Origin of the sequence: Woronichinia naegeliana WA131, from assembly GCA_025370055.1 — a bacterium.
In the GTDB taxonomy this organism is placed as follows: Bacteria; Cyanobacteriota; Cyanobacteriia; order Cyanobacteriales; family Microcystaceae; genus Woronichinia; species Woronichinia naegeliana.
The window spans coordinates 974,078-1,000,479 of sequence record CP073041.1 but is presented as its reverse complement, the minus strand read 5'-3'; the positions used below and the strand labels follow the sequence as shown (position 1 = coordinate 1,000,479).

Below are 26,402 nucleotides of genomic sequence, written 5' to 3'. Positions count from 1 at the left end.
AGTCATGGAAGAAAAACAGCTACTAGAGACAGCCGAAATTGACGAAAATGATTGGGAGCAAACCCCAGTCAGCGTCAGAAATCTGGTGGTAAAATTATTCGAGAAGATAGAGCAACTAGAAAAACACCTCAAAGAATTGCAGGAAACAAACGAAAAGATTAGCGAAAAAGTCAATCAGAATTCTCAAAACTCAAATAACCCTCCTACGTCAGAGCCGCTAAATGTTGAAATTCCCAAGAAAAAAAAGAAACTGGGTGGAAAAAAGAGAGGAGGGCAAATAGGTCATAAAGGTCATAGCCGCTTTTTGTATTCAGAAGAAAAGTGTAAGGAAATTATCGAACACCATCCTGATAGCTGTAAGTGTTGCGGTGAAAAACTAAGGGGAATAGACCCAAACCCCTATCGTCATCAAATAGTAGAGATACCGCCCATCGTTCTAGAAATAGTAGAACATAGGCTACATGAAAGAGTTTGTGATAATTGTGGACAAAAAACGAGAGCGATATTACCCCCAGAAGTAGAAAGGAGTGGTTATGGGGAAAGAGTAGTAGCTAAGAGTGTCATTGATGAGTGGGATGTATCGTCATTCTCACCGTATGGTAGTGTCAGCCCTGTCGGATTATTTTGGATTGAAAATAGGATTAGGAACAGTTAGTCGTTTGAGAAATCAGGGCAGTGAGGCCGTATCAATAGCTGTAGAGGAAGCCAAAGTTTATGTAGGGCTTGCTGAAAAAGTCAAAAAACGAAAGAAATGTGGGTTAGGGAAGTATGGACTGAAAAAGCATAGATAACTTATCCTTATGGAAACAAATCAAAATACAGATTTTGTTTAATCTATTGTTCCTTTCTGTCTAAAAAGGTCAACACAAATCACTCCTCACAAAAGAGAGGAAAATTAACACCATTTTTCACAAGAAAAACGACTCTACAACTTTTTACTTTTTGTTTTCTTTTTTGTCTTCTGAAGTAGAGTAGAAAGATTCATTACCAAAAAGTTCATCGCAATTACCGTTTCCGAGGTCTCAGGTAGTTTGGCCATCACTCGACCAAGACTAAATTTCCTCTTTCCCTGTCCGAATTTACCCTCAATGGCATTACGCACTCTTTCATCTGAGCGTGCCTCTTTCTTTTTTTCTTTGCTCACCTCTTTCGGCGGTCTTCCCAATCGGGGACCACTCATTCTTATATCCCTTTCTTTACAATAAGCTCGATTCGCTTTTGTTCGATAGATTTTATCCACATGAACCGATTCCGGATAACATCCTGTTTCCCTTTTATATTCTTCTATTCGCGCTTGTAAATCTCCCGATTCGTTGTAATTATCCCAACTTAATTTGTCTAAGAAGACAAAGCCATTCACATTACTTGCCGATATTTTAGCTCCAAACTCTACTGCTTTTCCCGCTTTTCCACGCACTATTGGACGCACGAGAGGTTGGCTTACACTCACAATTCTGTTTTCTACTTTATTTGTCTTTTTTTCATACATTTCTAACTGTTGCTCATACACTTTTCCTATCGTTACAAGCTCTTCTTGCTCTTTTTTCGTTAGTTTTTCTAACTTTGCTCCCTCTTCTATCATTTTTTCTATATGAGACAAGTTTCTTTTTATATATCCTAGTTGTTTTTTTGTTCCTTTTCTTCTTTCTTTTTTTGACACACGACGTTTTTTTGCTATGGCTAAGTACTCTTTTCTTGCCACTTCCCTATAAGTCCTCGGCTTTTCTTTCCTTTTCTCTTTTATTTCTTCATACAGCTTATCTATTATTTTTTCTGTTTTTTCTCTGGCATCATTCAATATTCCTATATCCGTTGGATATTTTATATCTGCTGGTGTACAAGTCGCATCTAACAATAACTTTCCTTCATTTTCTTTTTTTTCTGACGCTACACCCGTCGCTTTTTTTCTATTTCTTTATTAATTTTATTTATTAATTCCATTCCTATTTTTTTACGAAAATGAACCATCATTGACGCATTAAATGCTTCTTTGCTACTATAGCTTTCCATTCCTATAAAGTACTGTAAATAAGGGTTCTCTTTTATTTGTTCTACTGTTTCTCTGTCACTTTTTCCTGAAATTTCTTTGATAATTAATGCTCCTAATGCCATTCTAAATGATTTGGCTGGGGCTCCTTTTTTTTCTGTGAAGTTTTTTGCATATTCTTCCTCATATTCTTCCCAGGGAATCATTTTTGACATTTCTATCCAACGATTTTCTTCGTCTAACTGCCCGCCGAACAGATTTTTCAAGTTTTCTGGTGTTTCAATTGAGTACTGTTGCTTTCGGTACATCTGCTTTCTCTCTTCTTAATGCAATGGTTTTGAGGCATTCCACCCTATTTTCGTGCATTCTAGCGGTTCTTAATTCGCCTACTATTTTTCTCCGTAAAGGTTTCAGCTTTTTTCAGCAAGCCCTAAGTACAGGACAAAAAATGTAGGGAGTCAAGAAAAAAGCGAAAATTAAGTGAAGAAGGATTAAGAACAAGATGACGAAGATGATCAAAACCAAGTCGAAAAAGGCTCTTGGCTCGACGACCATGTTTTTTCAGAGGGATAGGATGAAGTTGATGAATTTCAAGACCAGTCTTAAGAGACCAAACCAAAGCTAATGTCAGTAAAGCAAAAAGCTTACCAGGGTAATCGCATCTTATTTGTTACAAAAAATACAGACAAAAAGAGAGAAATATAGTGTAAAAAAGAAGCAGTCATCTAAGAGAAGAAAAGGCTATTATTTAAAAAAAGTAAGTGAGTGAGGTCAAAGATGGCAAAAGGCTTCGGCGCAAGAGTTCTAACCCCACAACAAGAAAAAGAAGTCAAAATTATCAAAAGAAGCATACTGAAACATTTTCAGTGCCTAAAAGAACCGAGAACAGGGAGAAGGCAAGACCATAACTTAACAGCAATTGTCACCATAGGAATATTGGCAGTATTGTCAGGGGCAGATGGCTTCGTAGCAATTGAAGCCTATGGCAAAGCCAAACGAGAATGGCTAGAAATGTTTCTAGAGTTACCAAAGGGAATTCCCTCTCACGATACCTTTGGAAGAGTATTTGGAATGTTGGAAACAGAAGAACTAGAAAAAAGTTTTCTGAGCTGGATAAGCAGTCTAACGGAGAAAATGGACATAGAGCTGATACAGATAGATGGAAAAACGAAAAGAGGTTCTTATGATAGGGAAAAAGGACTAAATGCGTTACACAGCATAAGTGCGTGGAGTAGTGAGCGGGGACTGATGTTAGCGCAAAAGAAAGTAGATAGTAAATCTAATGAAATAAAAGCAGTCCCCTTGTTACTGAAGTTACTTAACATCAAGGGGGCAGTAGTAACCCTAGATGCAATGGGAACGCAGACAGAAATCGCAAAACAAATAAAGCAAGGTGAAGGTGACTATGTATTGGCTCTCAAAGGAAATCAGGGCAAACTTAATAAACAAGTTAGGGATTGGTTTAAACAAGCGGTCGCTCAGAACTGGCAAGGAATTGAATACAGTTATCATGAGAAGACAGAAAAAGGACATTACCGTTTAGAAACTCGTCAAGTCTGGACAGTGTCAATCAATCAGCTTTCCGCATTGCATCGCCAAAATCAGTGGGTCGGTTTAGCAACTGTTGTGATGGTTAAAAGTAAAACTCAATTCGGTCATAAAACAACAGAGACGTTTCACTATTATATTAGCAGTCTTCCTACGGATGCCGAACGTCATAGCCATGTGCAGCAATTCTCAGTTTTAGACACAGCAAGCCTTTTAGGGATTTAAAGAACATTTAAAAGGGGTTTTTGGGGCAATCCTAGGTGTACTATTGTGCCTAAAAGCTTGAAGACTCGTAAAATGAACTTGTTAATCCCGTTGACTGGACAGTGGGAAGTTTATGGATGGCAGAGAAGGTAATGACTATGCGGCCAAAGTAAGTCTATCAGGACTTGGAAAAGGGTCAAGTTTAGCGGCAAGGAATTTAGGCAAAAGCAGACTAGGTGGACTTTGAGGAAAAATCATTGGGGCTTGATGTTGGATGGCTAGTTGAGCAATGCGTTCACTAGGATAGCCATGGGAGGGTAGAGTCCGAAACCAGCGAGGGAAATTAGCCCAAATCCCCTGGGGTAACTCTAAGGAAAGAATTTGAAGTAAGCCGAGAACAATGACATGAAGATTAACAAAACGCTCAAAGGCTTCTACTTTGTTTAAAATCTGAGTCTGAACAGTTTGGGGATAGTCAGGGAGGATAAGATTGCTAGGCCAGGTCGGTAAAGTAGGAAGAGCCTTAAGCCAAAAACGATAGGCAAAGCCGCCCAAAAGATGGATTAATTGACGAAAAGTGACTTCAATCTTAAATCGGAGACCGTAAGCGGCAATAATCTCAGGTCCAGTCAAACAGAGGTCAGTAGAAAGCAGAATCAGTCTTTGTCCGTTGGGCAATTGGGTGAGGACAAACTTAACGAGCTGATGGGGACTATCCCAGTGGAACTCAAAGCACTGATAAGAAACGGAGACTTGTTGACCATAGAGCCAGACTTTAGCGGTGGGAAAATCCTCCACAAGAGCAAACAGGCTTTCTAGTTTTATTGAACTCCCCCAAAGCCGTGGTCGTCCTTTCCCCCTCAAGGTCGGAACGGAAGAAAAGGGAGCATATGCCACTGTAGAGCAACGCACTCGGGTGATGAGATGCAAGGCATTTTGGCGAAAACTTTTGAGCACTGCTCCACAAGCGAAGTAAGCATCCAAAATCACATAGCTTCCCGCCTCTGCGTAGGTAGTGCAAAGCTCCCCCATTTTCGTGACTAGAGTAGTCTTCTCTTTTTTGCTGCCTTTTTTCCCTTCCTTTGCCGTTGCTTTGGACTTGATGCCATCGTCTAGCCGCAACACTAAGGGCAAGGCAAAGCAGGCTTTTCCTGCTCCCACCAAAACACTCAAGGCATTGAAGTAATGCCCCCTTATCCATTCTGGCTTCGCCACATTTCCGGATTCTTGGTGTAGTCGTTTTACCCCTGGCATCTTGCGCCCTTCTTTCCCCACTTTGATTCCATCCCCCACATACACTCGTTTTTCCTTGATTCGATATAGATTTTCATGCTGACTTACCCACTTCGACCATCCCAAGGTCAGTCCTTTGACGTTAAATGCCTTGGATTCAAACCAATGTAGTGCCTGATGGTAGTAGCTCTCTGTTAACCCTAAGGCATTGACATAGCTTGTTATTGCGCTCGGTTGGCTGTTGAGCACTACTCCCCAGGCTAATAGGATAAACCATTGGTACGTTGCTTCTCGGCTAAAGGCGGGACGGAGATTCTCTAGGATTTGCTCTAGTCGCTGACATAGTTGCATAATTGATAGATAGCACTGGCTATCGATTTTCTATATCAGCCAGTTTCGGACATAACGGCACTCTTGGGTATCGCATGTCCGATTTTCTTTTCTCACTTACCCTGCTCGAGAACTTCCCACTGTCCAGCCCGTTGAATTTTCCCCCGTATTACGCGAACTAAAACCTGAAACCCTTGCTACAGCGCAAATTTAGAATTGCTGTAGCCATGTGATTCGTTCTCACTGGAGTATTGAAAATAGTCTGCATTGGGTTTTAGATGTCACTTTTAATGAGGATGCGAGTCGAGTGCGTCAAGGTAATGCGGCTGATAATTTGGGCTTGCTCCGTCGTTTAAGTATTAATTTGCTTAAACATGAGCCATCTCAAAAAAGCTTGAAGATGAAGCGTTATTTGGCGGCGATGGACAACAATTTTCTTCTACAGGTTTTAGCAGCTAGTTCACGGGAGTGATATTCATGAGTATATTTAGCTTCAAATAGGGCTTGCTGAAAAAGTCCACAAAACGAACCTAGATGCCACAGGGCGCGAAAAATGGTGACTTCAGAGCTCAGTTTCCAGTTTTACCTCACATTTTTCCAGCAAAGTGCATGGATTTTGAGCCTCCAAATGCCATAACCTTGCATCTGATCGTTTGTAAAATGCCTGAAAGTATTGTATAGCAAGGATTTCATCCTTATTCAGCAAGCCCCAAATAGGAGGATTGGCAAAATATTGACACCAACAATTATGAATTAGCGAAATTACTTAATCTTTTAGAGTTTAAGTTGATTTTCTTCTCTTTTTAGTTTTTGATATAGTCTATTTTTAAGCTAGATTTCTTTTTTGATTCCACTCTACTAATATGCGATTACCCTGAAAAGCTTACGAAGACGTTTGTCATCAGTAAAGTGAGTAGATTCCAACCCACATTCCGCAGGTTGTCGAAGAGGAGCACTAGTTCACGCGAGCTAGTATAGGTACTTGTGCATTGATTTCGGGCAAGGATAAAAAATGTCAATAAAGTTCTAAAATGGAGTCTTGTCTTAGATAGAATCAACAGTAAAAATGAATAACCTAAATATTAAATACCTCGACCACTTGGCACTGGTATCGTCTAGCTAGAAGCTACAAACGTTGCAATACGGGAGGTTCAAGAAATCAGGCGAATTTGGAGTAAGTCCTCCCAAGTAAACCCTTTTTCAATTATACCGAGAGCTACAGCAGGAACTTTTCTCGTAGTAAAATGGTTGCGAACAAAGTTATGAACCATCCAGAAAATATCTAGGACTCGCTGTAATCCCACAACAGATTTAGCATAAGTATTTGTACGACGACGAAAGGCAGATAAATAGCGTCGGATAGCACTATTAAACATCCGTGTCAACTTAAAGGAATGGGTTCCCAAATTTGTTGATTGAGAGCGGCCTTTTCTCGATGTCGCTTTCTCTCAGCTTTGACCAAACCAAATAACTTAGCACGTTCAGCCAGATAGGTTACTGTATCAGGCTTTTCTCCTCTAGCAATAGCCTTCGCTACATAGTATAGACTCCGAAACACCATCTCTACTGAGATTTTTTCTTTCGGTTGATTTAGAGCAATCGCCACTTCCCCTACCAATTGATTTAAGACCGTATAGAAAATCAAAGTGCAAATAATCTGGATTTGGACACCATTCTTATTCCCTACCCATAAATAGGCTAGTCCTAAAAGTCTTTTCGTTAATAAAAAGGCTTCTTCGATTGTCCATCGTCTTCGATATAAATCACAGACCTCTTCGGCGGACAGTTGTTCGGGAGACAACACATTTGTTAAATACTGATACCAGATTGTTCCCCATAATACTGAGACTAATCTCACCGGATGCTTGCAAGGATTAGAACGGTAATTTCCCATAATGATAATCTCATCTCTGTAATGACTACCTTGAGACAATACTTGTTTGGTTTTGTAAGATGTACCCGCTCTAAATCTGGTTAGAAAAAACTTTTTAGCTTCTGTTAACAAATCAAACCACACAAAGCTAAAAAATCCCATATCTACGAGAATTAAACCATTTTCTGGTAATTTAGCTGCCAATTCTTCACACCATATTTTATCATTTGATTTATCATTTTCTGTGTACCATAAAGTAACGGGTCTTTGGGTAAAGGCTTCCACTACCATCATTATTTTACCCCCCAATTTACTCTTTTCTTCTTTACTTATTTTCATATTTTTCCTTATCTGCTCTAGCGTTGAGCCATCTGCTATCCACACTGCACTAAACTTTTCTCTTATTTTTTCCCATTTTTCTCCTACTTGGAGCTTCTTCCCTTTTTCGGCTGCTTTTTCTAACACTCCTTTTAGTAATATTGCAAATATTTCGGCTGGCACATTCATCATTCTTTTTGATACTGCCTGTTTGCTTACTTTTAATGATGCTACCCATAGCAATCCCTCTTCCTCTAACAGTCTTACCGCTTCACTTATACCCGCTATTTGACGATACACTATACTTAACACTAATGCCACCATTACTGGTAAATTTAGCACCCTATCTCTCATCATTTTCTCATGAGTTCCCTGTAAATATTTTAATGGTGTAAACATTGTGGGTTCTAGTAATTCAAACAACTCTTTTGTTATTTCAGGGATTTCTACCCCTGGCTGATTTGTCTTACGACGTAAGTCTGGGTTTCCTTTTCTCCGAGGATGTTGTCTTGCCATTTGTTTTTTGCTCACTTTTTTATATACTAACCTTTTTTTCAGCCTACTCTTACTTCCGCCTGCTTTTAGGCTAATCTTTTGTGAGTAGGCATTTTGGCTTAAGTTGACACCAATGACTATTAAATGCCCCAACGTGGTTGGCATAGACGTCCTTTTCTTCTGGTTTTTCTGTTGTCTCAGGATGTTCTGGTTTCGGAGTTTCTACTTTCTTGAGTTTACCCTCAGAATCTCGACGTTTACTACTCTTATTTTTTAGTCTTACCACCATACCCTTCGGTAATACTTTGGTGGGACGACCTCGCTTTCCAGTCCTTAATACTTCGTGACAAATATCAAATAGCAGTTGACTATATCGCTTTTCTCCATCTGTAAATAACTGGAGAGATTCTGCACTCCTTTCAAATAATTCCGCTACCGTCATCATTGCTTCTAGAAATAATTTCTGCTCTTTTCGACCACATTTTAAATGCCAAATAAAGCGGCTAGCCCTGTCCATGAGCACGATTGTCCACCCCTCAGAGGCACTTGCTTCTTTATTTTTTCCAACTTTTGTGTATAGTTCATCCCCTTCTATTACTAATTTAACAAATTCATTCACTAAGGCGTATAAAAATAATGTCTCTTGTAGGGTGCGACCTTTAGTTGATAAAAGCTGTTGTAATCAGGGTTCTACAGGGAACCCATATTGATCAAGTTTTGCCCAAAATTGACTCCATCGTTCCTTGGTCAATACCAAAGCTCGTAGGCTCAAAATAATTCCTGCTCCTTTTTCCTTCCATCGCATCCCTGAACAACATAATCGTTGTTTGACCAACGTCTTACAAGCTGCTTCCGTAACACCTGAACCAATCGGATACTTTTTCTCTATGTATTCAGCATAATCCATTTGATGCTGATGATTCTCGTAATAAGTAATCGCCGCTTGTAGTTTCTCGGTAAGATTCTTAGAATGACTTTTTTCTTCTTTGACTTCTTTCATCAGATTTAGCAGTTCTCCTGCTTTTCCTTTTTCATGCTTGAGTTCTCGACAATTTTCAGTCAACCATTCTTTTTGTTTTGACACGGTATTCGGATGCAACGCTTCTGCCAAGGCACCTAAGTAACCAGAGGCATGATAGAAATCTAATATCTGTTCTTCCGTTTGCTTTTCTAAAAACTTCCAATTTGATTCTGCCCCGTCTGCTATCCCGACCAATGTTGCCTCTGGATAACGGTTTTTCGCTCGCTCAATTTCTCTTTCTAATCTTTCTAGAAAACTCTTTTTTCCATACTCTGGTGCCGCACCTAGATAGATTGTAGGTTGACGTTCGCCTTCACTATCGTATAGGGAAACGGTTCCCACCATTGCTTCACGGTAGCCATCCTCACACATCAGCATACAGGTTCCATCTAATCCTATTCCCACTGTTGCAATTTGGCTATCCTCCTTGGGCGGGGCATAACTCCACGCTTCTTCTTTTGCCTGTACCACACTTCCTACTGCTTCACTCAATCTTTGGATATAGGATAGCGCTACTTTTCTACCATGATTTTCTAATAAATCATTTTTCACCTCTTTGCCTGCCATCCCTGACATTTTTGAGGATACCTGTTTTGCCAATAATGGCGTTGATGTTATGATTATCCTTGCTTCTCTTTCTAAGGGGCAATACGTTTTTCCTCAAAGGTGAACGCTGATATACATGACGATTCACTATAACCTCACCATAAGGTGTTTGATATTCTTTCGGTTGCTCTCCCTTACTCTTCCAGATTTCTTCACCGATTTTTAAGGGTGAACCATCTGTATCTAAATATTTCAAGGCTTCTTTGCTGGCGATGCAACCTACTTCGTTTAAGCCTTTTTGAATATTTATTTCTGTATCCAACATTGAACGACTGAGTTCTAATGTTAGTTCTATTTTTATCTTTGAACCCTCTACATTAATTAGTTTTGCTGTCATCATTGTTTCCTCTTTGTCACTTTTCATCTCATGTTAACTGGACAGTGGGAAGTTCTCGAGGCGTGTAAGTGGAGAAAAGAAAATCGGACATCCGATACAAAAGAGTGCCGTTATGTCCGAAACTGGCTGATATAAGAAAATCGATAGCCAGTGCTATCTATCAATTATGCAACTATGTCAGCGACTAGAGCAAATCCTCAATAATCTCCGTCCAGCCTTTAGCCGAGAAGCAACGTTCCAATGGTTTATCCTGTTAGTCTGGGGAGTAGTGCTCAACAGCCAACCCAGCGCAATAACTAGCTATGTCAATGCCATTGGCTGAACAGAGAGCTACTACAATCAGGCTCTACATTGGTTTGATTCCAAGGCGTTTAGGGTCGAAGGACTAACTTTACAATGGTCAAAGTGGCTAAGTCAGCATGAAAGTCTATACAGAATTAAAGGGAAACGGGTGTATGTGGGTGATGGCATCAAAGTGGGGAAAGAAGGACGCAAGATGCCAGGTGTAAAACGACTACACCAAGAATCGGAAGATGTGTCCAAGCCAGAGTGGATAAGGGGTCATTACTTCAATGCCTTGAGTATTTTGGTGGGAGTAGGGAAAGCCTGCTTTGCCTTGCCCTTAGTGTTGCGGCTAGACGATGGCATCAAGTCCAAAGCAACCGAGAAGGGGGAGGGAAAAGGCAAAAAAAAGGTGAAGACGAGCCTGGTGACAAAAATGGCTGACCTTTGTGTTACTTACGCAGAGGCAGGGAGTTATGTAATTTTGGATGCTTATTTTGCTTGCGAACCAGTGCTCAAAAGTTTTCGCCAGAACGCCTTGCATCTAATCACAAGAGTGCGTTGCTCCACCGTCGCCTATGCCCCCTTTTGTTCCGTGCCGACGCTGACGGGGAGAGGACGACCACGGATTTGGGGGAGTTCGATAAAACTAGAAAAGCTGTTCGCTCTGGCGGCGGACTTTCCGACAGCTAAAGTCTGGCTCTATGGTCAACAAGTCACGGTTTCTTATCAGTGCTTTGAGTTCCACTGGGATAGTCCCCATCAGCTCGTCAAGTTTGTTCTGACCCAATTGCCTAACGGACGACGACTGATTCTGCTTTCTACTGATCTCTGTTTGACTGGACCTGAGATTATTGCCGCTTACGGTCTCCGATTTAAGATTGAAGTCACTTTTCGTCAATTAGTCCATCTTTTGGGCAGCTTTGCCTATCGTTTTTGGCTTAAGAGTCTTCCTACTTTACCTACCTGGCCCAGCAATCTTATCCTCAGTGACTATCCACAAGCTGTTCAGACTCAGATTTTAAACAAGGTAGAAGCCTTTGAGCGTTTTGTTAACCTTAATGCCATTGCTTTAGGGCTACTTCAAATGGGTGCGACCTTTAGTTGATAAAAGCTGTTGTAATCAGGGTTCTACAGGGAACCCATATTGATCAAGTTTTGCCCAAAATTGACTCCATCGTTCCTTGGTCAATACCAAAGCTCGTAGGCTCAAAATAATTCCTGCTCCTTTTTCCTTCCATCGCATCCCTGAACAACATAATCGTTGTTTGACCAACGTCTTACAAGCTGCTTCCGTAACACCTGAACCAATCGGATACTTTTTCTCTATGTATTCAGCATAATCCATTTGATGCTGATGATTCTCGTAATAAGTAATCGCCGCTTGTAGTTTCTCGGTAAGATTCTTAGAATGACTTTTTTCTTCTTTGACTTCTTTCATCAGATTTAGCAGTTCTCCTGCTTTTCCTTTTTCATGCTTGAGTTCTCGACAATTTTCAGTCAACCATTCTTTTTGTTTTGACACGGTATTCGGATGCAACGCTTCTGCCAAGGCACCTAAGTAACCAGAGGCATGATAGAAATCTAATATCTGTTCTTCCGTTTGCTTTTCTAAAAACTTCCAATTTGATTCTGCCCCGTCTGCTATCCCGACCAATGTTGCCTCTGGATAACGGTTTTTCGCTCGCTCAATTTCTCTTTCTAATCTTTCTAGAAAACTCTTTTTTCCATACTCTGGTGCCGCACCTAGATAGATTGTAGGTTGACGTTCGCCTTCACTATCGTATAGGGAAACGGTTCCCACCATTGCTTCACGGTAGCCATCCTCACACATCAGCATACAGGTTCCATCTAATCCTATTCCCACTGTTGCAATTTGGCTATCCTCCTTGGGCGGGGCATAACTCCACGCTTCTTCTTTTGCCTGTACCACACTTCCTACTGCTTCACTCAATCTTTGGATATAGGATAGCGCTACTTTTCTACCATGATTTTCTAATAAATCATTTTTCACCTCTTTGCCTGCCATCCCTGACATTTTTGAGGATACCTGTTTTGCCAATAATGGCGTTGATGTTATGATTATCCTTGCTTCTCTTTCTAAGGGGCAATACGTTTTTCCTCAAAGGTGAACGCTGATATACATGACGATTCACTATAACCTCACCATAAGGTGTTTGATATTCTTTCGGTTGCTCTCCCTTACTCTTCCAGATTTCTTCACCGATTTTTAAGGGTGAACCATCTGTATCTAAATATTTCAAGGCTTCTTTGCTGGCGATGCAACCTACTTCGTTTAAGCCTTTTTGAATATTTATTTCTGTATCCAACATTGAACGACTGAGTTCTAATGTTAGTTCTATTTTTATCTTTGAACCCTCTACATTAATTAGTTTTGCTGTCATCATTGTTTCCTCTTTGTCACTTTTCATCTCATGTTAACACTTTTCTTTTCCTTCATCAACTAAAGGTCACACCCTAAACAAATTGGTCATCGTCTTAAAATTACTGGTGCGAGTTGGAATTCTGACAATGTACCACAAGTCCTTCGTCATCGCTGTTCCTATTTAAATGATTACCTTTTTTGACTCTTTCATTTACCTCGTTAAGTATTTCTACTTATTGCAAAGGTGAGATGCTCCCTGTGAACTCCTAGAAAAGATAGCAGAATTAGGACTATTAATACCGATTACGTTGGTATTAGACAATGCTCGTTATCAAAAATGCCGAATTGTGCAGGAGTTGGCAGAATCATTAGGAATAGAGTTACTGTACTTACCTCCTTATTCTCCTAACTTGAATTTAATTGAAAGACTGTGGAAGTTTGTGAAAAAGAAGTGTTTATACGCAAAATATTATGAAGATTTTACGCAGTTTTCTGCAGCAATTTCAGGATGTCTTGAAGATGCTAACGTAAAATATAAGGAGGAGCTTGATTCTTTGCTCACCTTACGATTTCAACGCTTTGATAAATCTCAGATTATGAACGTTTGAAGTATAGTTGCATAATTGATAGATAGCACTGGCTATCGATTTTCTATATCAGCCAGTTTCGGACATAACGGCACTCTTGGGTATCGCATGTCCGATTTTCTTTTCTCACTTACCCTGCTCGAGAAGGGTGCGACCTTTAGTTGATAAAAGCTGTTGTAATCAGGGTTCTACAGGGAACCCATATTGATCAAGTTTTGCCCAAAATTGACTCCATCGTTCCTTGGTCAATACCAAAGCTCGTAGGCTCAAAATAATTCCTGCTCCTTTTTCCTTCCATCGCATCCCTGAACAACATAATCGTTGTTTGACCAACGTCTTACAAGCTGCTTCCGTAACACCTGAACCAATCGGATACTTTTTCTCTATGTATTCAGCATAATCCATTTGATGCTGATGATTCTCGTAATAAGTAATCGCCGCTTGTAGTTTCTCGGTAAGATTCTTAGAATGACTTTTTTCTTCTTTGACTTCTTTCATCAGATTTAGCAGTTCTCCTGCTTTTCCTTTTTCATGCTTGAGTTCTCGACAATTTTCAGTCAACCATTCTTTTTGTTTTGACACGGTATTCGGATGCAACGCTTCTGCCAAGGCACCTAAGTAACCAGAGGCATGATAGAAATCTAATATCTGTTCTTCCGTTTGCTTTTCTAAAAACTTCCAATTTGATTCTGCCCCGTCTGCTATCCCGACCAATGTTGCCTCTGGATAACGGTTTTTCGCTCGCTCAATTTCTCTTTCTAATCTTTCTAGAAAACTCTTTTTTCCATACTCTGGTGCCGCACCTAGATAGATTGTAGGTTGACGTTCGCCTTCACTATCGTATAGGGAAACGGTTCCCACCATTGCTTCACGGTAGCCATCCTCACACATCAGCATACAGGTTCCATCTAATCCTATTCCCACTGTTGCAATTTGGCTATCCTCCTTGGGCGGGGCATAACTCCACGCTTCTTCTTTTGCCTGTACCACACTTCCTACTGCTTCACTCAATCTTTGGATATAGGATAGCGCTACTTTTCTACCATGATTTTCTAATAAATCATTTTTCACCTCTTTGCCTGCCATCCCTGACATTTTTGAGGATACCTGTTTTGCCAATAATGGCGTTGATGTTATGATTATCCTTGCTTCTCTTTCTAAGGGGCAATACGTTTTTCCTCAAAGGTGAACGCTGATATACATGACGATTCACTATAACCTCACCATAAGGTGTTTGATATTCTTTCGGTTGCTCTCCCTTACTCTTCCAGATTTCTTCACCGATTTTTAAGGGTGAACCATCTGTATCTAAATATTTCAAGGCTTCTTTGCTGGCGATGCAACCTACTTCGTTTAAGCCTTTTTGAATATTTATTTCTGTATCCAACATTGAACGACTGAGTTCTAATGTTAGTTCTATTTTTATCTTTGAACCCTCTACATTAATTAGTTTTGCTGTCATCATTGTTTCCTCTTTGTCACTTTTCATCCCATGTTAACACTTTTCTTTTCCTTCATCAACTAAAGGTCACACCCCTTCAAATTCTCGCCTTAGAGTTACCCCAGGGGATTTGGGCTAATTTTCCTCGATGGTTTCGGACATTACCATCCCATGGCTACCCTAGTGAACGGATTGCTCAACTAGCCCTTCAACATCAAGCCCAAATGATTTTTCCTCAAAGTCCACCCAGTCTGCTTTTGCCTAAATTCCTTACCGCTAAACTTGCCTCTTCCCCAAGCCCTGATATGCTTACTTTCGTCGCATAGTCATTACCTTATCTGGCATCCATAAACTTCCCACTGTCCAGTCATGTTAACACTTTTCTTTTTCTTCATCAACTAAAGGTCGCACCCCTCTTGTAATCCTGATAATTTCTTTTCCCAATTCAATATTGTTGTTTTCGCGTAGCCGAATACTCGGGCTGCTGCATTTAATCCTATTCCTTCCATTCTGGCTTTTAATACTTTTACAATTTCACTTAATGGGGTTTCTAAGCCAGCGATTACGCTACCATAAGTCTCAGCAAAACAAGAACTACATTCTTGACAAATGAACATTTTACGTTCCCCGTTACCTTTCGTTTGATAATGAGAATGTATTTTTACTTTTTCACTATAGCAATGAGGACAGTTTTTCTTGAATAAGGCATCCTCTTTCTCTTGGCACAAGCCAACATCATTCAGGATTTCCATAGAGCTTTTCTTTAATATTGACATTGTTTTCTATTTCCTTCTTCTTTGATATAATGACAATAATAATAGTATAATAAAAACGGGCCGATGTCTAGTCTTAAACTATTTTTCTATTTTCTCAAAGCCTTACACCATAACTTTTTCCAACTTTGATCAGACGATACCAGTTCCTAGAAGAACTAGAAGAACTGCTTAACCGATTACTAAATCAGGGAGAGCTAGTTAGGGCTTGCTGAAAAAGTCAAAAAACGAAAGAAATGTGGGTTAGGGAAGTATGGACTGAAAAAGCATAGATAACTTATCCTTATGGAAACAAATCAAAATACAGATTTTGTTTAATCTATTGTTCCTTTCTGTCTAAAAAGGTCAACACAAATCACTCCTCACAAAAGAGAGGAAAATTAACACCATTTTTCACAAGAAAAACGACTCTACAACTTTTTACTTTTTGTCTTCTGAAGTAGAGTAGAAAGATTCATTACCAAAAAGTTCATCGCAATTACCGTTTCCGAGGTCTCAGGTAGTTTGGCCATCACTCGACCAAGACTAAATTTCCTCTTTCCCTGTCCGAATTTACCCTCAATGGCATTACGCACTCTTTCATCTGAGCGTGCCTCTTTCTTTTTTTCTTTGCTCACCTCTTTCGGCGGTCTTCCCAATCGGGGACCACTCATTCTTATATCCCTTTCTTTACAATAAGCTCGATTCGCTTTTGTTCGATAGATTTTATCCACATGAACCGATTCCGGATAACATCCTGTTTCCCTTTTATATTCTTCTATTCGCGCTTGTAAATCTCCCGATTCGTTGTAATTATCCCAACTTAATTTGTCTAAGAAGACAAAGCCATTCACATTACTTGCCGATATTTTAGCTCCAAACTCTACTGCTTTTCCCGCTTTTCCACGCACTATTGGACGCACGTGAGGTTGGCTTACACTCACAATTCTGTTTTCTACTTTATTTGTCTTTTTTTCATACATTTCTAACTGTTGCTCATACACTTTTCCTATCGTTACAAGCTCTTCTTGCTCTTTTTTCGTTAGTTTTTCTAACTTTGCTCCCTCTTCTATCATTTTTTCTATATGAGACAAGTTTCTTTTTATATATCCTAGTTGTTTTTTTGTTCCTTTTCTTCTTTCTTTTTTTGACACACGACGTTTTTTTGCTATAGCTAAGTACTCTTTTCTTGCCACTTCCCTATAAGTCCTCGGCTTTTCTTTCCTTTTCTCTTTTATTTCTTCATACAGCTTATCTATTATTTTTTCTGTTTTTTCTCTGGCATCATTCAATATTCCTATATCCGTTGGATATTTTATATCTGCTGGTGTACAAGTCGCATCTAACAATAACTTTCCTTCATTTTCTTTTTTTTCTGACGCTACACCCGTCGCTTTTTTTTCTATTTCTTTATTAATTTTATTTATTAATTCCATTCCTATTTTTTTACGAAAATGAACCATCATTGACGCATTAAATGCTTCTTTGCTACTATAGCTTTCCATTCCTATAAAGTACTGTAAATAAGGGTTCTCTTTTATTTGTTCTACTGTTTCTCTGTCACTTTTTCCTGAAATTTCTTTGATAATTAATGCTCCTAATGCCATTCTAAATGATTTGGCTGGGGCTCCTTTTTTTTCTGTGAAGTTTTTTGCATATTCTTCCTCATATTCTTCCCAAAGAATCATTTTTGACATTTCTATCCAACGATTTTCTTCGTCTAACTGCCCGCCGAACAGATTTTTCAAGTTTTCTGGTGTTTCAATTGAGTACTGTTGCTTTCGGTACATCTGCTTTCTCTCTTCTTAATGCAATGGTTTTGAGGCATTCTACCCTATTTTCGTGCATTCTAGCGGTTCTTAATTCGCCTACTATTTTTCTCCGTAAAGGTTTCAGCTTTTTTCAGCAAGCCCTAGTTATCAATTGGGGGCGGAAGCTAAAAAACAAAGGTAACGCTGTCAATGCAGTTTAGATGCTCAACAGCTTAGCACCGGCTTGACAATCTCGTAACCACAGTTGCATGGCTTGTCCGATCGCACCCTGGGTAGCTTCTATGGGCGGTAAGGGAGGATCGTCTTTTCTGAGAGCAGCCAACTGGGAATAGAGCATGAATAACTGCCAACCTTGATCAGTCTGGGTAAAAAAAGCCCAGTAATAATTTTGGAGTTGATAGGCTTTTTGGTCGTTATAATGGCGTTCCAGGGTGGTAAAGAAAACTTGGTGTAAAGTATTCGGAAAAATGGGTTGATATTGTAATGAGCTTAGGGGTAAGGGATCAAATTCCGCTTGACCCGCTAAGAGAATATAACCTCTCATTTCTCCTGGACTGCTTTTGGAACGTTGGATGACTCGATTGGCATAACTCGGTAGATCGGTTAACATCCTTGCTGTCAAAGTTTCTAAGGGTTGGGAACAAGTGCTGACAGACGGCTCTTCGGCCCTTAACGGCCAGACCAGTCCAATCCCAATTCCTAGCCCTAAAATTCCCAGTCCTAACCATCGTTTGGCCCGTCGTTTGGCCAATGGTTGGATAACGGGCAACATTAGGCGATTTCTTGACAAATTTTTTCCCAAGCGTCTTGAGGAGAAGGAGCCGCCGTAATCGGACGACCAATGACTAAATAATCCGCCCCCGCAGCGATCGCTTCTGCCGGAGTCATAACCCGACGTTGATCGCCTGTGATTGACCAACTAGGACGAACCCCCGGACAAATAAGCAGAAAATCAGGGTCACAAATTTCCCGTAATTGGTTGACTTCTTGGGGAGAACACACTGCTCCATGAATACCTGATTCCTGAGCTAATAGGGCCATTTGTAGTACATAATCGGGGAGTTCGAGGGGAACCTTCAGATCAAAGGCTAAATCTCGCGAAATGAGACTGGTTAATAGGGTAATTGCCACCAATTTTGTGGGGGATTGGCTCTGGTGCATGGCTTCTGCGGCTAGTTTTAAAGCACTCCGACCGGCGGTAGCATGGATGGTCAATAAATCGACTCCATACTGACTGGCCGAGCGACAGGCACTCATTACTGTGTTAGGAATGTCATGGAATTTTAAATCCAGAAAAATGCGTTTGTCCTGTTCCTTCAAAATCTGTAGAATTTCTGGCCCCGTACTGACAAATAATTCTAGTCCGACTTTCCAAAAACTGACCTGGGGTAATTGTTCCACCAAGGCGATCGCCGCTTCTAGGGTCGGAACATCTAGGGGAACAATAATACGGTCTGAATTCATGACACTCACCGGTTTGTCGCTAGAAAATAGGACTTACAATTGGGTTATTAAAGTTGCCAAAATTTCGCTCATCGCTTCAATACTATAATGTTCAACACAGCGTTGTCTAGCCATTTGTCCTTTTTCTTCGGCTTCTGACCAATGATTAAAAATCCAGTCAATTTGTTGAGCGATCGCTGCTGGTTGTTGGGGTGGAACTAAATAACCCGCATTGCTTAAAATAGCAGGAATATCGCCAACCATCGTCGAAAGAATAGGTTTGGCCATGGCCATCCCGTCCGTTAATTTGAGGGGAAATTGGGCCAAGGCTGCCGGATGATCCCGTTGGGGAATAACGATAATATGGGCCGCAGCGACGATTTCTGGCATTTTTTCAATGGGCAATTTCGGTAAAATGATCAACCATTTAGCCCACTTTGCATGTAATTGCCGATCATAATCATCGTAGGGACTGCCTCCCACAATCACTAATCTCAGGTCAGGTTGATTGAGAATTTCCAAAGCCATCAAAACATCTTCTAATCCCTTGTAAGGACGAGGCGCACCCGGAAACATCAGTAAACGATAAGAAGTTAAATCATATTTTTGACGGCTTAATTCTGGCGAATAATTATGAGGGTTAAAATGCTCAATATCTTTGCCATTGGGAAGATAAACACCGCCAAAACGCTTCTGGATAAATTGACTATGCACTGTCAGGCGATCAGCCTGATTAATCCATTTTTCTAAATACTGTAAATAGAGAGGATGGTCTGGATGTTTTAAACTGCCCTGGGGTAAAATTAAATCATTAACGAACCCTTTCCAATGATTAATATATCGATAGGCATCTCCACCATACCAACTCATTTCCCAATCATCAATATCTAGAATTAAGGGTCGCTTGCTTAAATATTTCCGAATGAGGCCAATCCCAAAACTACTGGGCTTTACTTTAATGGCATAGATAATATCACCATCTAGGTAGGGCAATAACTCCTGTATTTTTCGGTAAAAAGTGATGCCACCAGTATAGTAAGCACAGGGAGAAATATAGGCAAAATGAGTAGGAAATTCTAGCGGCAAACCGTGATCATAGGCTAAACCGACTAAATTCACCTGATAACCTAATTTTTCTAAGGCTTGTTTCAATAGAAAAGGGCGACTGGCTCCTCCCCAACGTCCGGCTCCTTTGCTAGATAAATCACTGACAATGATTGAAATTTTAGGACTTTTAGATAATTTTTTAACTAGATTGCTTCTACCTTTCTGAATAAGAGAGGAAATAGGGTGGCCGTTTGTGAACTTCAAATTAGGATTAGCAGACATAAGTAGGTGGGTCTTAAAATTGATAAGATCCCTCTGTCTTACGGACACCCCCCTTATCAAGCTACTGTGTACACACAAGTTTTTGATTTTCTGTTTAACCTTTTCTAGTCCCCTAAATCCCCCAATGCTGGGGGACTTTGAACCAGTTCAAGAGACCGTTCTCCCTCCAAAGTTGGGGGGCTGGGGGGGGCAAAATGAGGTTTGCCAATAGATGTGTGTACACAGTAGCCCTTATCAAGGGGGGCAGGGGGGATCAAGTGCAAAATCTATATTCTTCTATTTAATTACAATCAGCTACTTATCTTGAAAATGCCGATTAGAATTGTGTTATCTTTTTTCTCGATTAATCATTGCCTCCTATTTAACGATGGACATTAAACGCCTCCCTGCCCTATCAGATAATTATATTTTCCTACTCCACGATCCGCAAAGCAAAACTGCCGCAGTGGTTGATCCGGCGGAACCGCAACCCGTTCTAGATTGTTTGCAGAGTTTAGACGCGCAATTAGTGGCAATTTTTAATACTCATCATCATGGTGATCATGTGGGTGCAAATCAGGCTCTTTTGAGGCAATTTCCCGAACTGATTGTTTATGGAGGAGCCGAAGATCGAGGACGCATCCCAGGACAACAGGTTTATCTTCAAGAGGGCGATCGCGTTTCCTTTGGCGATCGAGAAGCCGTGATCTATTTTATTCCAGGTCATACTCGCGCCCATATTGCCTACTATTTTGCCCCCGCTCAGTCGGGAGAAACGGGAGAATTATTTTGTGGAGATACCATTTTTGCCGGTGGCTGTGGTCGCTTATTTGAAGGAACACCAGCCCAGATGGTTGATTCGATTGGTAAATTACGAGAATTACCAGATAATACAAGGGTTTGGTGCGCCCATGAATATACCTTGGGGAATCTAAAATTTGCCCTTACTGTTGAACCAAATAATACCCTTCTACAACAACGTTATCAAAGAGTAACAGCCCAGCGATCGCGGGGAGAAGCCACCATTCCGTCTCTATTAGGAGAAGAAAAACAAACCAATCCCTTTTTGCGTTGGGATAGTGATGCCATTAAACAAGCGATGGGACTAGAGCCAGCCACACGGGTCTTCGGCAAGTTGCGAGGCATGAAGGATAATTTTTAAGATCCCGTTTTGAGAATCCAATGGTTGGTATTTGTCGGGCTAAAACTATTTTTCTATGCGTACTCCCAATCTTTTTTCTCCTAACCTGCGGGATAAAATTGCCAACTATCTTGAGGAAATCGATACGCCCACCAGTATCGGTATTAACTTAGCGATTTTAGGACTAACAGTTTTCTCCCTAATTATCTTTGTCATTCAAACCTATCCTATTTCGCCCAACCTACGAGATCTTTTAAATGACTTAGATACCATTATTTTGATTTTATTTACTATAGAATATAGTTTAAGACTGTGGGCGGCAAAATCTCGATGGAAATTCTTCTTTGATTTTTTTTCAATCATTGATCTTATTTCCATTATTCCCCTCTTTTTGGGCTGGTTTGATATCCGCTTTTTAAGAATTTTTCGCTGGTTTCGGCTGCTTAAACTGATTCGCTTGGCTAACAGTGATCTCTTTGCTGTCAAGCTAAAATTTAAAGATCAAATTATCTTTGTTCGTATTTATCTAGTCTTATTCTCGACCGTTTTTATCTATTCAGGTTTAATTTATCAGCTTGAACATCCCCATAATCCAGACCTTTTCCGTAATTTTTTTGACGCGCTTTACTATTCGATTGTCACCATGACGACAGTGGGATTTGGTGATATTATCCCGCTCTCTGAAAGCGGTCGTCTGTTAACGGTGATGATGATTTTAACCGGAATTATTCTGATTCCTTGGCAAATTGGAGACCTGGTTAAACAGTTATTAAAGGCAAGTAGCACAACTTCCCTGTTTTGTAGTGGCTGTGGTTTGTTAACCCACGATGCTGATGCTAATTTCTGTAAAATTTGTGGGCTAAAATTATCGGTTAGTCTGAATAAATATACTGAGGATTATTCGGCAGCGATCGCCAAAATCTCCCAAGACTGATAATTTTATTTTATCCCTTTCTAACAAAACGAACACGGAGGGATTCGAACCCCCGACCCTCAGGACCGGAACCTGATGCTCTATCCACTGAGCTACGTGTCCACAACGATCTTTAGGATAACACCTCTGAGTCAAGATCGGCTAAAAATTTTGCTCCTCTGGCCATCAGACTTTGACGCATTTCCACGGTCATCCCAGGATTATCCCCAAATAGGGCATCGGTCACGATCGCGCCACTAAAATTAGCATTATTGACAATCGTACCTTGCAGATTGGCCCTGCTTAAATCACTACTGATCAGATTCGCCAAAGCCAAACTTCCTTTGCGAAAATCCGCATAACGCAATCGAGCCGATTCTAAATAGGCTCCACTCAGATCGGCCCCAGTCAAAATCGCGTAGTCTAAATCTGATTCACTAAAATCAGCATCGGTTAAAATTGCCCCCCGAAAATTACAGCCGACTAATTCCGTATGACTCAACTCTTCTCCACTCAGGGTCGCACCGAGAAAATTCCCCCCCGCTAAATCCAGTTTGGATTCTAAACCGGCCAATTGACAAAGTTCTTTAAGCTTCTGGGTGGGGGCATCATAAATCTTGTGGATTAACGCTTCAAGCTGGCTTAAGGATGACTCATCTCTCGTTTTAGGGCGATCGCTGAATAAATCATCCCAATTTTCTAAATTACCAACCGCCAACTGAAGCCAACTTATGGCCGGACTGAAGTAATGCTGAACAAGATAACGAGCTAGAAGACGATCAATAATTGCGTGTTTATTAGGACTAATATCTGGTCGCCATAATCCCTCCGCATCCGTGATTGTTAGACCTGAGGGACGAATTTCAAAAGTCGCAATCAAGTGACAGGGCTGTTCTTGAAGTTTAAGGGTTCCAAGGGTCAAACGTTGGGAAGAGGCCTTGAGTAAAGCTGTTTGAGGTAAGGGAGAAAACTGCCAGGAAAAATCCTTAACCGTGCCACTGGGAAATTGTAAAACCGTCTCCAGTTCTGAGGCTTGAGGAAAAAATTCACAGTCTCTTACCTGTAATTTAAAGATCCCTCTTTTCAGTCCAAACTTAATTCTTCCCCCCAATAGCGTCTTCCACTGTTCATGAAAACTAATATTTAACACCAAAGTCAAGGCGGCTTCAGTGGGATGGGGGAATGCCTCCAAATTCATCAAGACACAATCTGGATAGGGATTTTGAATTTCCAGTAGGTGCATTTCTCGCATAAATAAATGTGAACTACCCAATATTGACTCTCGGTACAGTACGGATCATTTATTGACAGCGGCCTCCAGAACTCCGTAATTCTTTTGGTTTTACGTCGCCATCAGGGGCAAACCCCCCCCGTTAGACCTAGGGCTGTTTCATTCTCGACAGCTAAGAAAAAAAGTGAGGTTAACAAACTCATATAAAATGAGAGATGCTTACCTTATCTTTTTTATTCTATGCTGAGACTAATCGAAAAATTAAAAAAAGTCAAGGACTTTCGCAACCCTTAAGGAAGAAGGCACCAACTATGGACTGTACTCTTAATTATTATTCTGGGAATTATGCAGTCCTATGTTGGCTATAGAGCTATCGGCGACTTTGCTAAATATAACCAAGCTTTGTTAACAAAATATTTTAAGCTACCTAGTGAAAAAATGCCATCTTATTCAACAAGGAGGGATTAGAATGGATAGCCGTTGATGGTAAATGTCTGAGAAACACTGTGATAAATCACGATGAAGCAACCCAGAATTTTGTGATGTTTGCTTCCTTTTGGGAACATATAAAAAGTTATATTAAAGTTGAAAGATATGGTGAAAAAGAGGGAGAAGAGTATTATCATTCGGGAGCATCTCACCTTTGCAATAAGTAGAAATACTTAACGAGGTAAATGAAAGAGTCAAAAAAGGTAATCATTTAAATAGGAACAGCGATGACGAAGGACTTGTGGTACATTGTCAGAATTCCAACTCGCACCAGTAATTTTAAGACGATGACCAATTTGTTTAACTTGAGATTCGACAGAGCCAGAGCCAATAGAAATGACCTCTGCCTGCAAATAACCATAATTGACAATCCGATGTTTATGCTTGTTTAAATAAATGATAAAATTCTCAGCTTGAGGCTCTGACCATCCCTCAAAACAGGAGATAGCGGCATCCACTTCACCCGTCCAAAGAAAAGACTTGACCTCCTCAATTCGCTGGAATGACCCCCCAACTTTATAGAGGTTTTCAATTAAGTGATACCAGTCCAAAATTTCAATTCGCTCATGTTTCTGTCCTATCTCACGAAATAAGTTCCAGATACCATCATGTCCATCTCCCAAACAAATTAAAGGCTTAGCCAAAATTTGAGAATTAACCAAATCTAATAAAGCCGAGTTATCTTGAAAAAAGGCAGCTACCCCCAATTGATGAAAACTGACTCCTTTATAATCACGCCAAATTAAGGGTTATCCCTTGGGAGTTCTGAGTCGTACCTTCCCACCATCTATGCTAATTTCTTCGACTTCTGTGTTAGAGGGTAATTCTTCAAAATGATAGCGATGTACAAGGCGTTGTTGCGTACTGTGAGAAACAGCAATTCCCGTCAATGATTGGATTTTCTTAGCTGCTTTTTCATAAGACTCATCGCCACTCAGTAGCAAACAGTTCTTCTCTAACATTGGACTCATCTGAGTTCGAGGCTTTAGTTCTAATTTCTTCGCTTGTTTTTCTGTAATGGGCAATTCCCCCAAAATACTTTTTACTGTTCGTATCCGACCTGTGGTTTCCTCGGTACTTGTTTTGACAAAAAAATACCTATTTCTGGGTTGACATACTGAATCATTAAGTCTCTGACAGTCTCCTCTATTTCGCCCAAATTATTAAATGTTTTAACTTGAGATTGTTGATAGAGACATTCTCCCAACTCTTGACATAACTCTTGAATCCTTTTTTCATTTTCTGATAACACTGATAACATGAGATTGTTCCTCAATTGGGATAGATTTTGGAAAGTGGATCTCGACTATTATACTCTCATTTCTTTTTTTGATAAAGTTCGATAAAGTTCAAAGTCTTATTTTTCTGCCCATAAGTATTAATACTTATTGCATAAGTGAGATGCTCCCCGCTCAGATGAAAGAGTGCGTAATGCCATTGAGGGTAAATTCGGACAGGGAAAGAGGAAATTTAGTCTTGGTCGAGTGATGGCCAAACTACCTGAGACCTCGGAAACGGTAATTGCGATGAACTTTTTGGTAATGAATCTTTCTACTCTACTTCAGAAGACAAAAAAGAAAACAAAAAGTAAAAAGTTGTAGAGTCGTTTTTCTTGTGAAAAATGGTGTTAATTTTCCTCTCTTTTGTGAGGAGTGATTTGTGTTGACCTTTTTAGGCAGAAAGGAACAATAGATTAAACAAAATCTGTATTTTGATTTGTTTCTATAAGGATAAGTTATCTATGCTTTTTCAGTCCATACTTCCCTAACCCACATTTCTTTCGTTTTTTGACTTTTTCAGCAAGCCCTATATAGAGAAATTGACCGAAATAATAATCAAAGAGCCGGAAGAGTTAGGTTATGAATTTGGGCGTTGGACAGTAGCAAGATTAGCAACACATATGGAAAAAGAAACAGGTATATTACTAGGCAATACACAACTGAGAAATATTCTAAAAAAAAAGAAATTTGTCTATATTTGGGCAAAGTATAGTCTAGAAGATAAACAAGATGAGCAAGCAAGAGAGGAGTTTAAAAAGAAGTTTGATGAGTATAAAAAGCTTGTGAGAGAAAAGCCGGAGTCAATCCAGATATGGTTTTGGGATGAAAGTGGGTTTAGTTTAAGAGTAATACGGAGAAAACAATGGACAAAAAAAGGAAAGCAAAAAAAAGTTAGAGGAGATAGACGAAAAGGAAGAGTCAATGTAATAGGCGGCGTTAGATATTCTGACAAAAAACGGTGGGTTGATTTTATTACAACTGGTAACTCTCAAAACTTTAAGAGTGTGTTATTGATATTTTACAAAGACATACAAAGAGAATGGATAGAGCAAGGAAATAAAGAGGAAGATTTTCATAAAAATGGTCCGAAAATTGTGATCATTTTAGACAATGCAAGCTTTCACAAAAAGCAAGAAATTCTAGACGAGATTAGGGAAGAAATGCCAAACATTATTTTGGAGTTTTTACCACCTTACAGTCCAGACTATAATTTAATGGAATTAGTATGGCATTCAGCAAAAGAGTATATTGCGAAAAATTGTTCAAGTCACTTGAGGAATTAGAATCTCTCATCAAAAAACTTCTTAATGAAGGCGGATTGACAATCCGTTGGGGGCGCAAAATCAAAAACAAGGGATCAAGTACTATTACAAGTTAAACTGATGACAACTTATTGTGAAAGACAGAAGCAAAATCACTTCTGTA

General features: G+C 40.0%; 15 protein-coding genes, 1 tRNA gene and 12 pseudogenes. 11 read left to right on the top strand and 17 right to left on the bottom strand.

What is annotated here, in order from left to right; genetic code table 11:
* Positions 1-4 precede the first annotated feature (4 nt).
* Entirely contained in the window at positions 5-655 is a 651-nt protein-coding gene (locus KA717_05295; GenBank protein ID UXE62239.1) for a DUF6444 domain-containing protein, read from the top strand.
* 303 nt (positions 656-958) lie between these two features.
* Here the strand turns inward: KA717_05295 and KA717_05290 are convergent.
* Both KA717_05290 and KA717_05285 read right to left on the bottom strand, forming a co-directional pair.
* Positions 959-2,295: pseudogene (locus KA717_05290) on the bottom strand (IS5 family transposase).
* Between the two features lie 122 nt (positions 2,296-2,417).
* A pseudogene (locus KA717_05285) lies at positions 2,418-2,633 on the bottom strand (IS4 family transposase).
* A gap of 131 nt (positions 2,634-2,764) precedes the next feature.
* Here KA717_05285 and KA717_05280 point away from each other — a divergent pair.
* A complete protein-coding gene (locus KA717_05280) occupies positions 2,765-3,760 on the top strand; it encodes an ISAs1 family transposase (GenBank protein ID UXE62238.1) in 996 nt (331 codons plus the stop codon).
* 135 nt (positions 3,761-3,895) lie between these two features.
* Here KA717_05280 and KA717_05275 read toward each other — a convergent pair whose 3' ends face one another.
* Positions 3,896-5,323, bottom strand: a complete 1,428-nt coding sequence (locus KA717_05275) for a transposase (protein UXE62237.1) — start codon at positions 5,321-5,323, stop codon at positions 3,896-3,898.
* A gap of 211 nt (positions 5,324-5,534) precedes the next feature.
* Between KA717_05275 and KA717_05270 the strand changes: the two are divergent.
* Positions 5,535-5,711: pseudogene (locus tag KA717_05270) on the top strand (ISAs1 family transposase).
* 742 nt (positions 5,712-6,453) lie between these two features.
* On the opposite strand, the pseudogene KA717_05265 reads toward KA717_05270, so the two are convergent.
* From KA717_05265 to KA717_05250, 4 genes and pseudogenes are all read right to left on the bottom strand, one after another.
* Positions 6,454-6,672: pseudogene (locus tag KA717_05265) on the bottom strand (IS1 family transposase).
* Between the two features lie 11 nt (positions 6,673-6,683).
* Entirely contained in the window at positions 6,684-8,009 is a 1,326-nt protein-coding gene (locus KA717_05260) for an IS4 family transposase (GenBank protein UXE64556.1), read from the bottom strand.
* 70 nt (positions 8,010-8,079) lie between these two features.
* Positions 8,080-8,607: a hypothetical protein gene (locus tag KA717_05255; GenBank protein UXE62236.1), complete on the bottom strand. Its 528-nt coding sequence runs from the start codon at positions 8,605-8,607 to the stop codon at positions 8,080-8,082.
* Between the two features lie 63 nt (positions 8,608-8,670).
* Positions 8,671-9,952: pseudogene (locus tag KA717_05250) on the bottom strand (ISKra4 family transposase).
* Between the two features lie 166 nt (positions 9,953-10,118).
* Between KA717_05250 and KA717_05245 the strand changes: the two are divergent.
* Positions 10,119-10,274 carry a hypothetical protein gene (locus tag KA717_05245; GenBank protein UXE62235.1) on the top strand — a complete coding sequence of 52 codons (156 nt, stop codon included), beginning with the start codon at positions 10,119-10,121 and terminating at the stop codon, positions 10,272-10,274.
* Between the two features lie 129 nt (positions 10,275-10,403).
* Positions 10,404-11,342: a transposase gene (locus tag KA717_05240; GenBank protein ID UXE62234.1), complete on the top strand. Its 939-nt coding sequence runs from the start codon at positions 10,404-10,406 to the stop codon at positions 11,340-11,342.
* Between the two features lie 15 nt (positions 11,343-11,357).
* Here KA717_05240 and KA717_05235 read toward each other — a convergent pair.
* Positions 11,358-12,639 (bottom strand): annotated as a pseudogene (locus KA717_05235) (ISKra4 family transposase).
* A gap of 238 nt (positions 12,640-12,877) precedes the next feature.
* Between KA717_05235 and KA717_05230 the strand changes: the two are divergent.
* Positions 12,878-13,228, top strand: a pseudogene (locus KA717_05230) (transposase).
* A 159-nt stretch (positions 13,229-13,387) separates the two neighbouring features.
* Here the strand turns inward: KA717_05230 and KA717_05225 are convergent.
* Positions 13,388-14,669, bottom strand: a pseudogene (locus KA717_05225) (ISKra4 family transposase).
* Between KA717_05225 and KA717_05220 the strand changes: the two are divergent.
* Entirely contained in the window at positions 14,660-14,974 is a 315-nt protein-coding gene (locus KA717_05220; protein UXE62233.1) for a hypothetical protein, read from the top strand. The pseudogene KA717_05225 and the gene KA717_05220 overlap by 10 nt on opposite strands.
* A 72-nt stretch (positions 14,975-15,046) precedes the next feature.
* Here KA717_05220 and KA717_05215 read toward each other — a convergent pair whose 3' ends face one another.
* From KA717_05215 to KA717_05195, 5 genes and pseudogenes are all read right to left on the bottom strand, one after another.
* Positions 15,047-15,424 carry a hypothetical protein gene (locus KA717_05215; protein ID UXE62232.1) on the bottom strand — a complete coding sequence of 126 codons (378 nt, stop codon included), beginning with the start codon at positions 15,422-15,424 and terminating at the stop codon, positions 15,047-15,049.
* 428 nt (positions 15,425-15,852) lie between these two features.
* A pseudogene (locus KA717_05210) lies at positions 15,853-17,190 on the bottom strand (IS5 family transposase).
* Between the two features lie 178 nt (positions 17,191-17,368).
* The gene (locus KA717_05205) at positions 17,369-17,944 is read right to left on the bottom strand and encodes a hypothetical protein (protein ID UXE62231.1); all 576 of its coding nucleotides are present in this window, start codon (positions 17,942-17,944) and stop codon (positions 17,369-17,371) included.
* On the bottom strand, positions 17,944-18,636 hold the full coding sequence (gene pyrF / locus KA717_05200) for an orotidine-5'-phosphate decarboxylase (GenBank protein ID UXE62230.1): 693 nt from the start codon (positions 18,634-18,636) through the stop codon (positions 17,944-17,946). The genes KA717_05205 and pyrF overlap by 1 nt, the downstream gene beginning before the upstream one ends.
* Before the next feature lie 33 nt (positions 18,637-18,669).
* Positions 18,670-19,944 (bottom strand): glycosyltransferase family 4 protein, encoded by a 1,275-nt coding sequence (locus KA717_05195; GenBank protein UXE62229.1) that lies wholly within the window; start codon positions 19,942-19,944, stop codon positions 18,670-18,672.
* A 367-nt stretch (positions 19,945-20,311) separates the two neighbouring features.
* On the opposite strand from KA717_05195, the gene gloB reads away from it, so the two are divergent.
* Both gloB and KA717_05185 read left to right on the top strand, forming a co-directional pair.
* Complete coding sequence (gene gloB / locus KA717_05190) at positions 20,312-21,085, top strand: hydroxyacylglutathione hydrolase (protein UXE64555.1); 774 nt, start codon at positions 20,312-20,314, stop codon at positions 21,083-21,085.
* Positions 21,086-21,140: 55 nt separating this feature from the next.
* Positions 21,141-21,998 carry an ion transporter gene (locus tag KA717_05185; GenBank protein UXE62228.1) on the top strand — a complete coding sequence of 286 codons (858 nt, stop codon included), beginning with the start codon at positions 21,141-21,143 and terminating at the stop codon, positions 21,996-21,998.
* A 29-nt stretch (positions 21,999-22,027) separates the two neighbouring features.
* Here KA717_05185 and KA717_05180 read toward each other — a convergent pair.
* From KA717_05180 to KA717_05170, 3 genes and pseudogenes are all read right to left on the bottom strand, one after another.
* A tRNA-Arg gene (locus KA717_05180) sits at positions 22,028-22,100 on the bottom strand.
* Positions 22,101-22,110: 10 nt separating this feature from the next.
* On the bottom strand, positions 22,111-23,220 hold the full coding sequence (locus tag KA717_05175) for a pentapeptide repeat-containing protein (GenBank protein UXE62227.1): 1,110 nt from the start codon (positions 23,218-23,220) through the stop codon (positions 22,111-22,113).
* A gap of 671 nt (positions 23,221-23,891) precedes the next feature.
* Positions 23,892-24,949 (bottom strand): annotated as a pseudogene (locus KA717_05170) (ISKra4 family transposase).
* A 160-nt stretch (positions 24,950-25,109) separates the two neighbouring features.
* On the opposite strand from KA717_05170, the pseudogene KA717_05165 reads away from it, so the two are divergent.
* Together KA717_05165 and KA717_05160 are read left to right on the top strand one after the other, a co-directional pair.
* A pseudogene (locus KA717_05165) lies at positions 25,110-25,298 on the top strand (transposase).
* Positions 25,299-25,495: 197 nt separating this feature from the next.
* A pseudogene (locus KA717_05160) lies at positions 25,496-26,355 on the top strand (IS630 family transposase).
* Positions 26,356-26,402 lie beyond the last annotated feature (47 nt).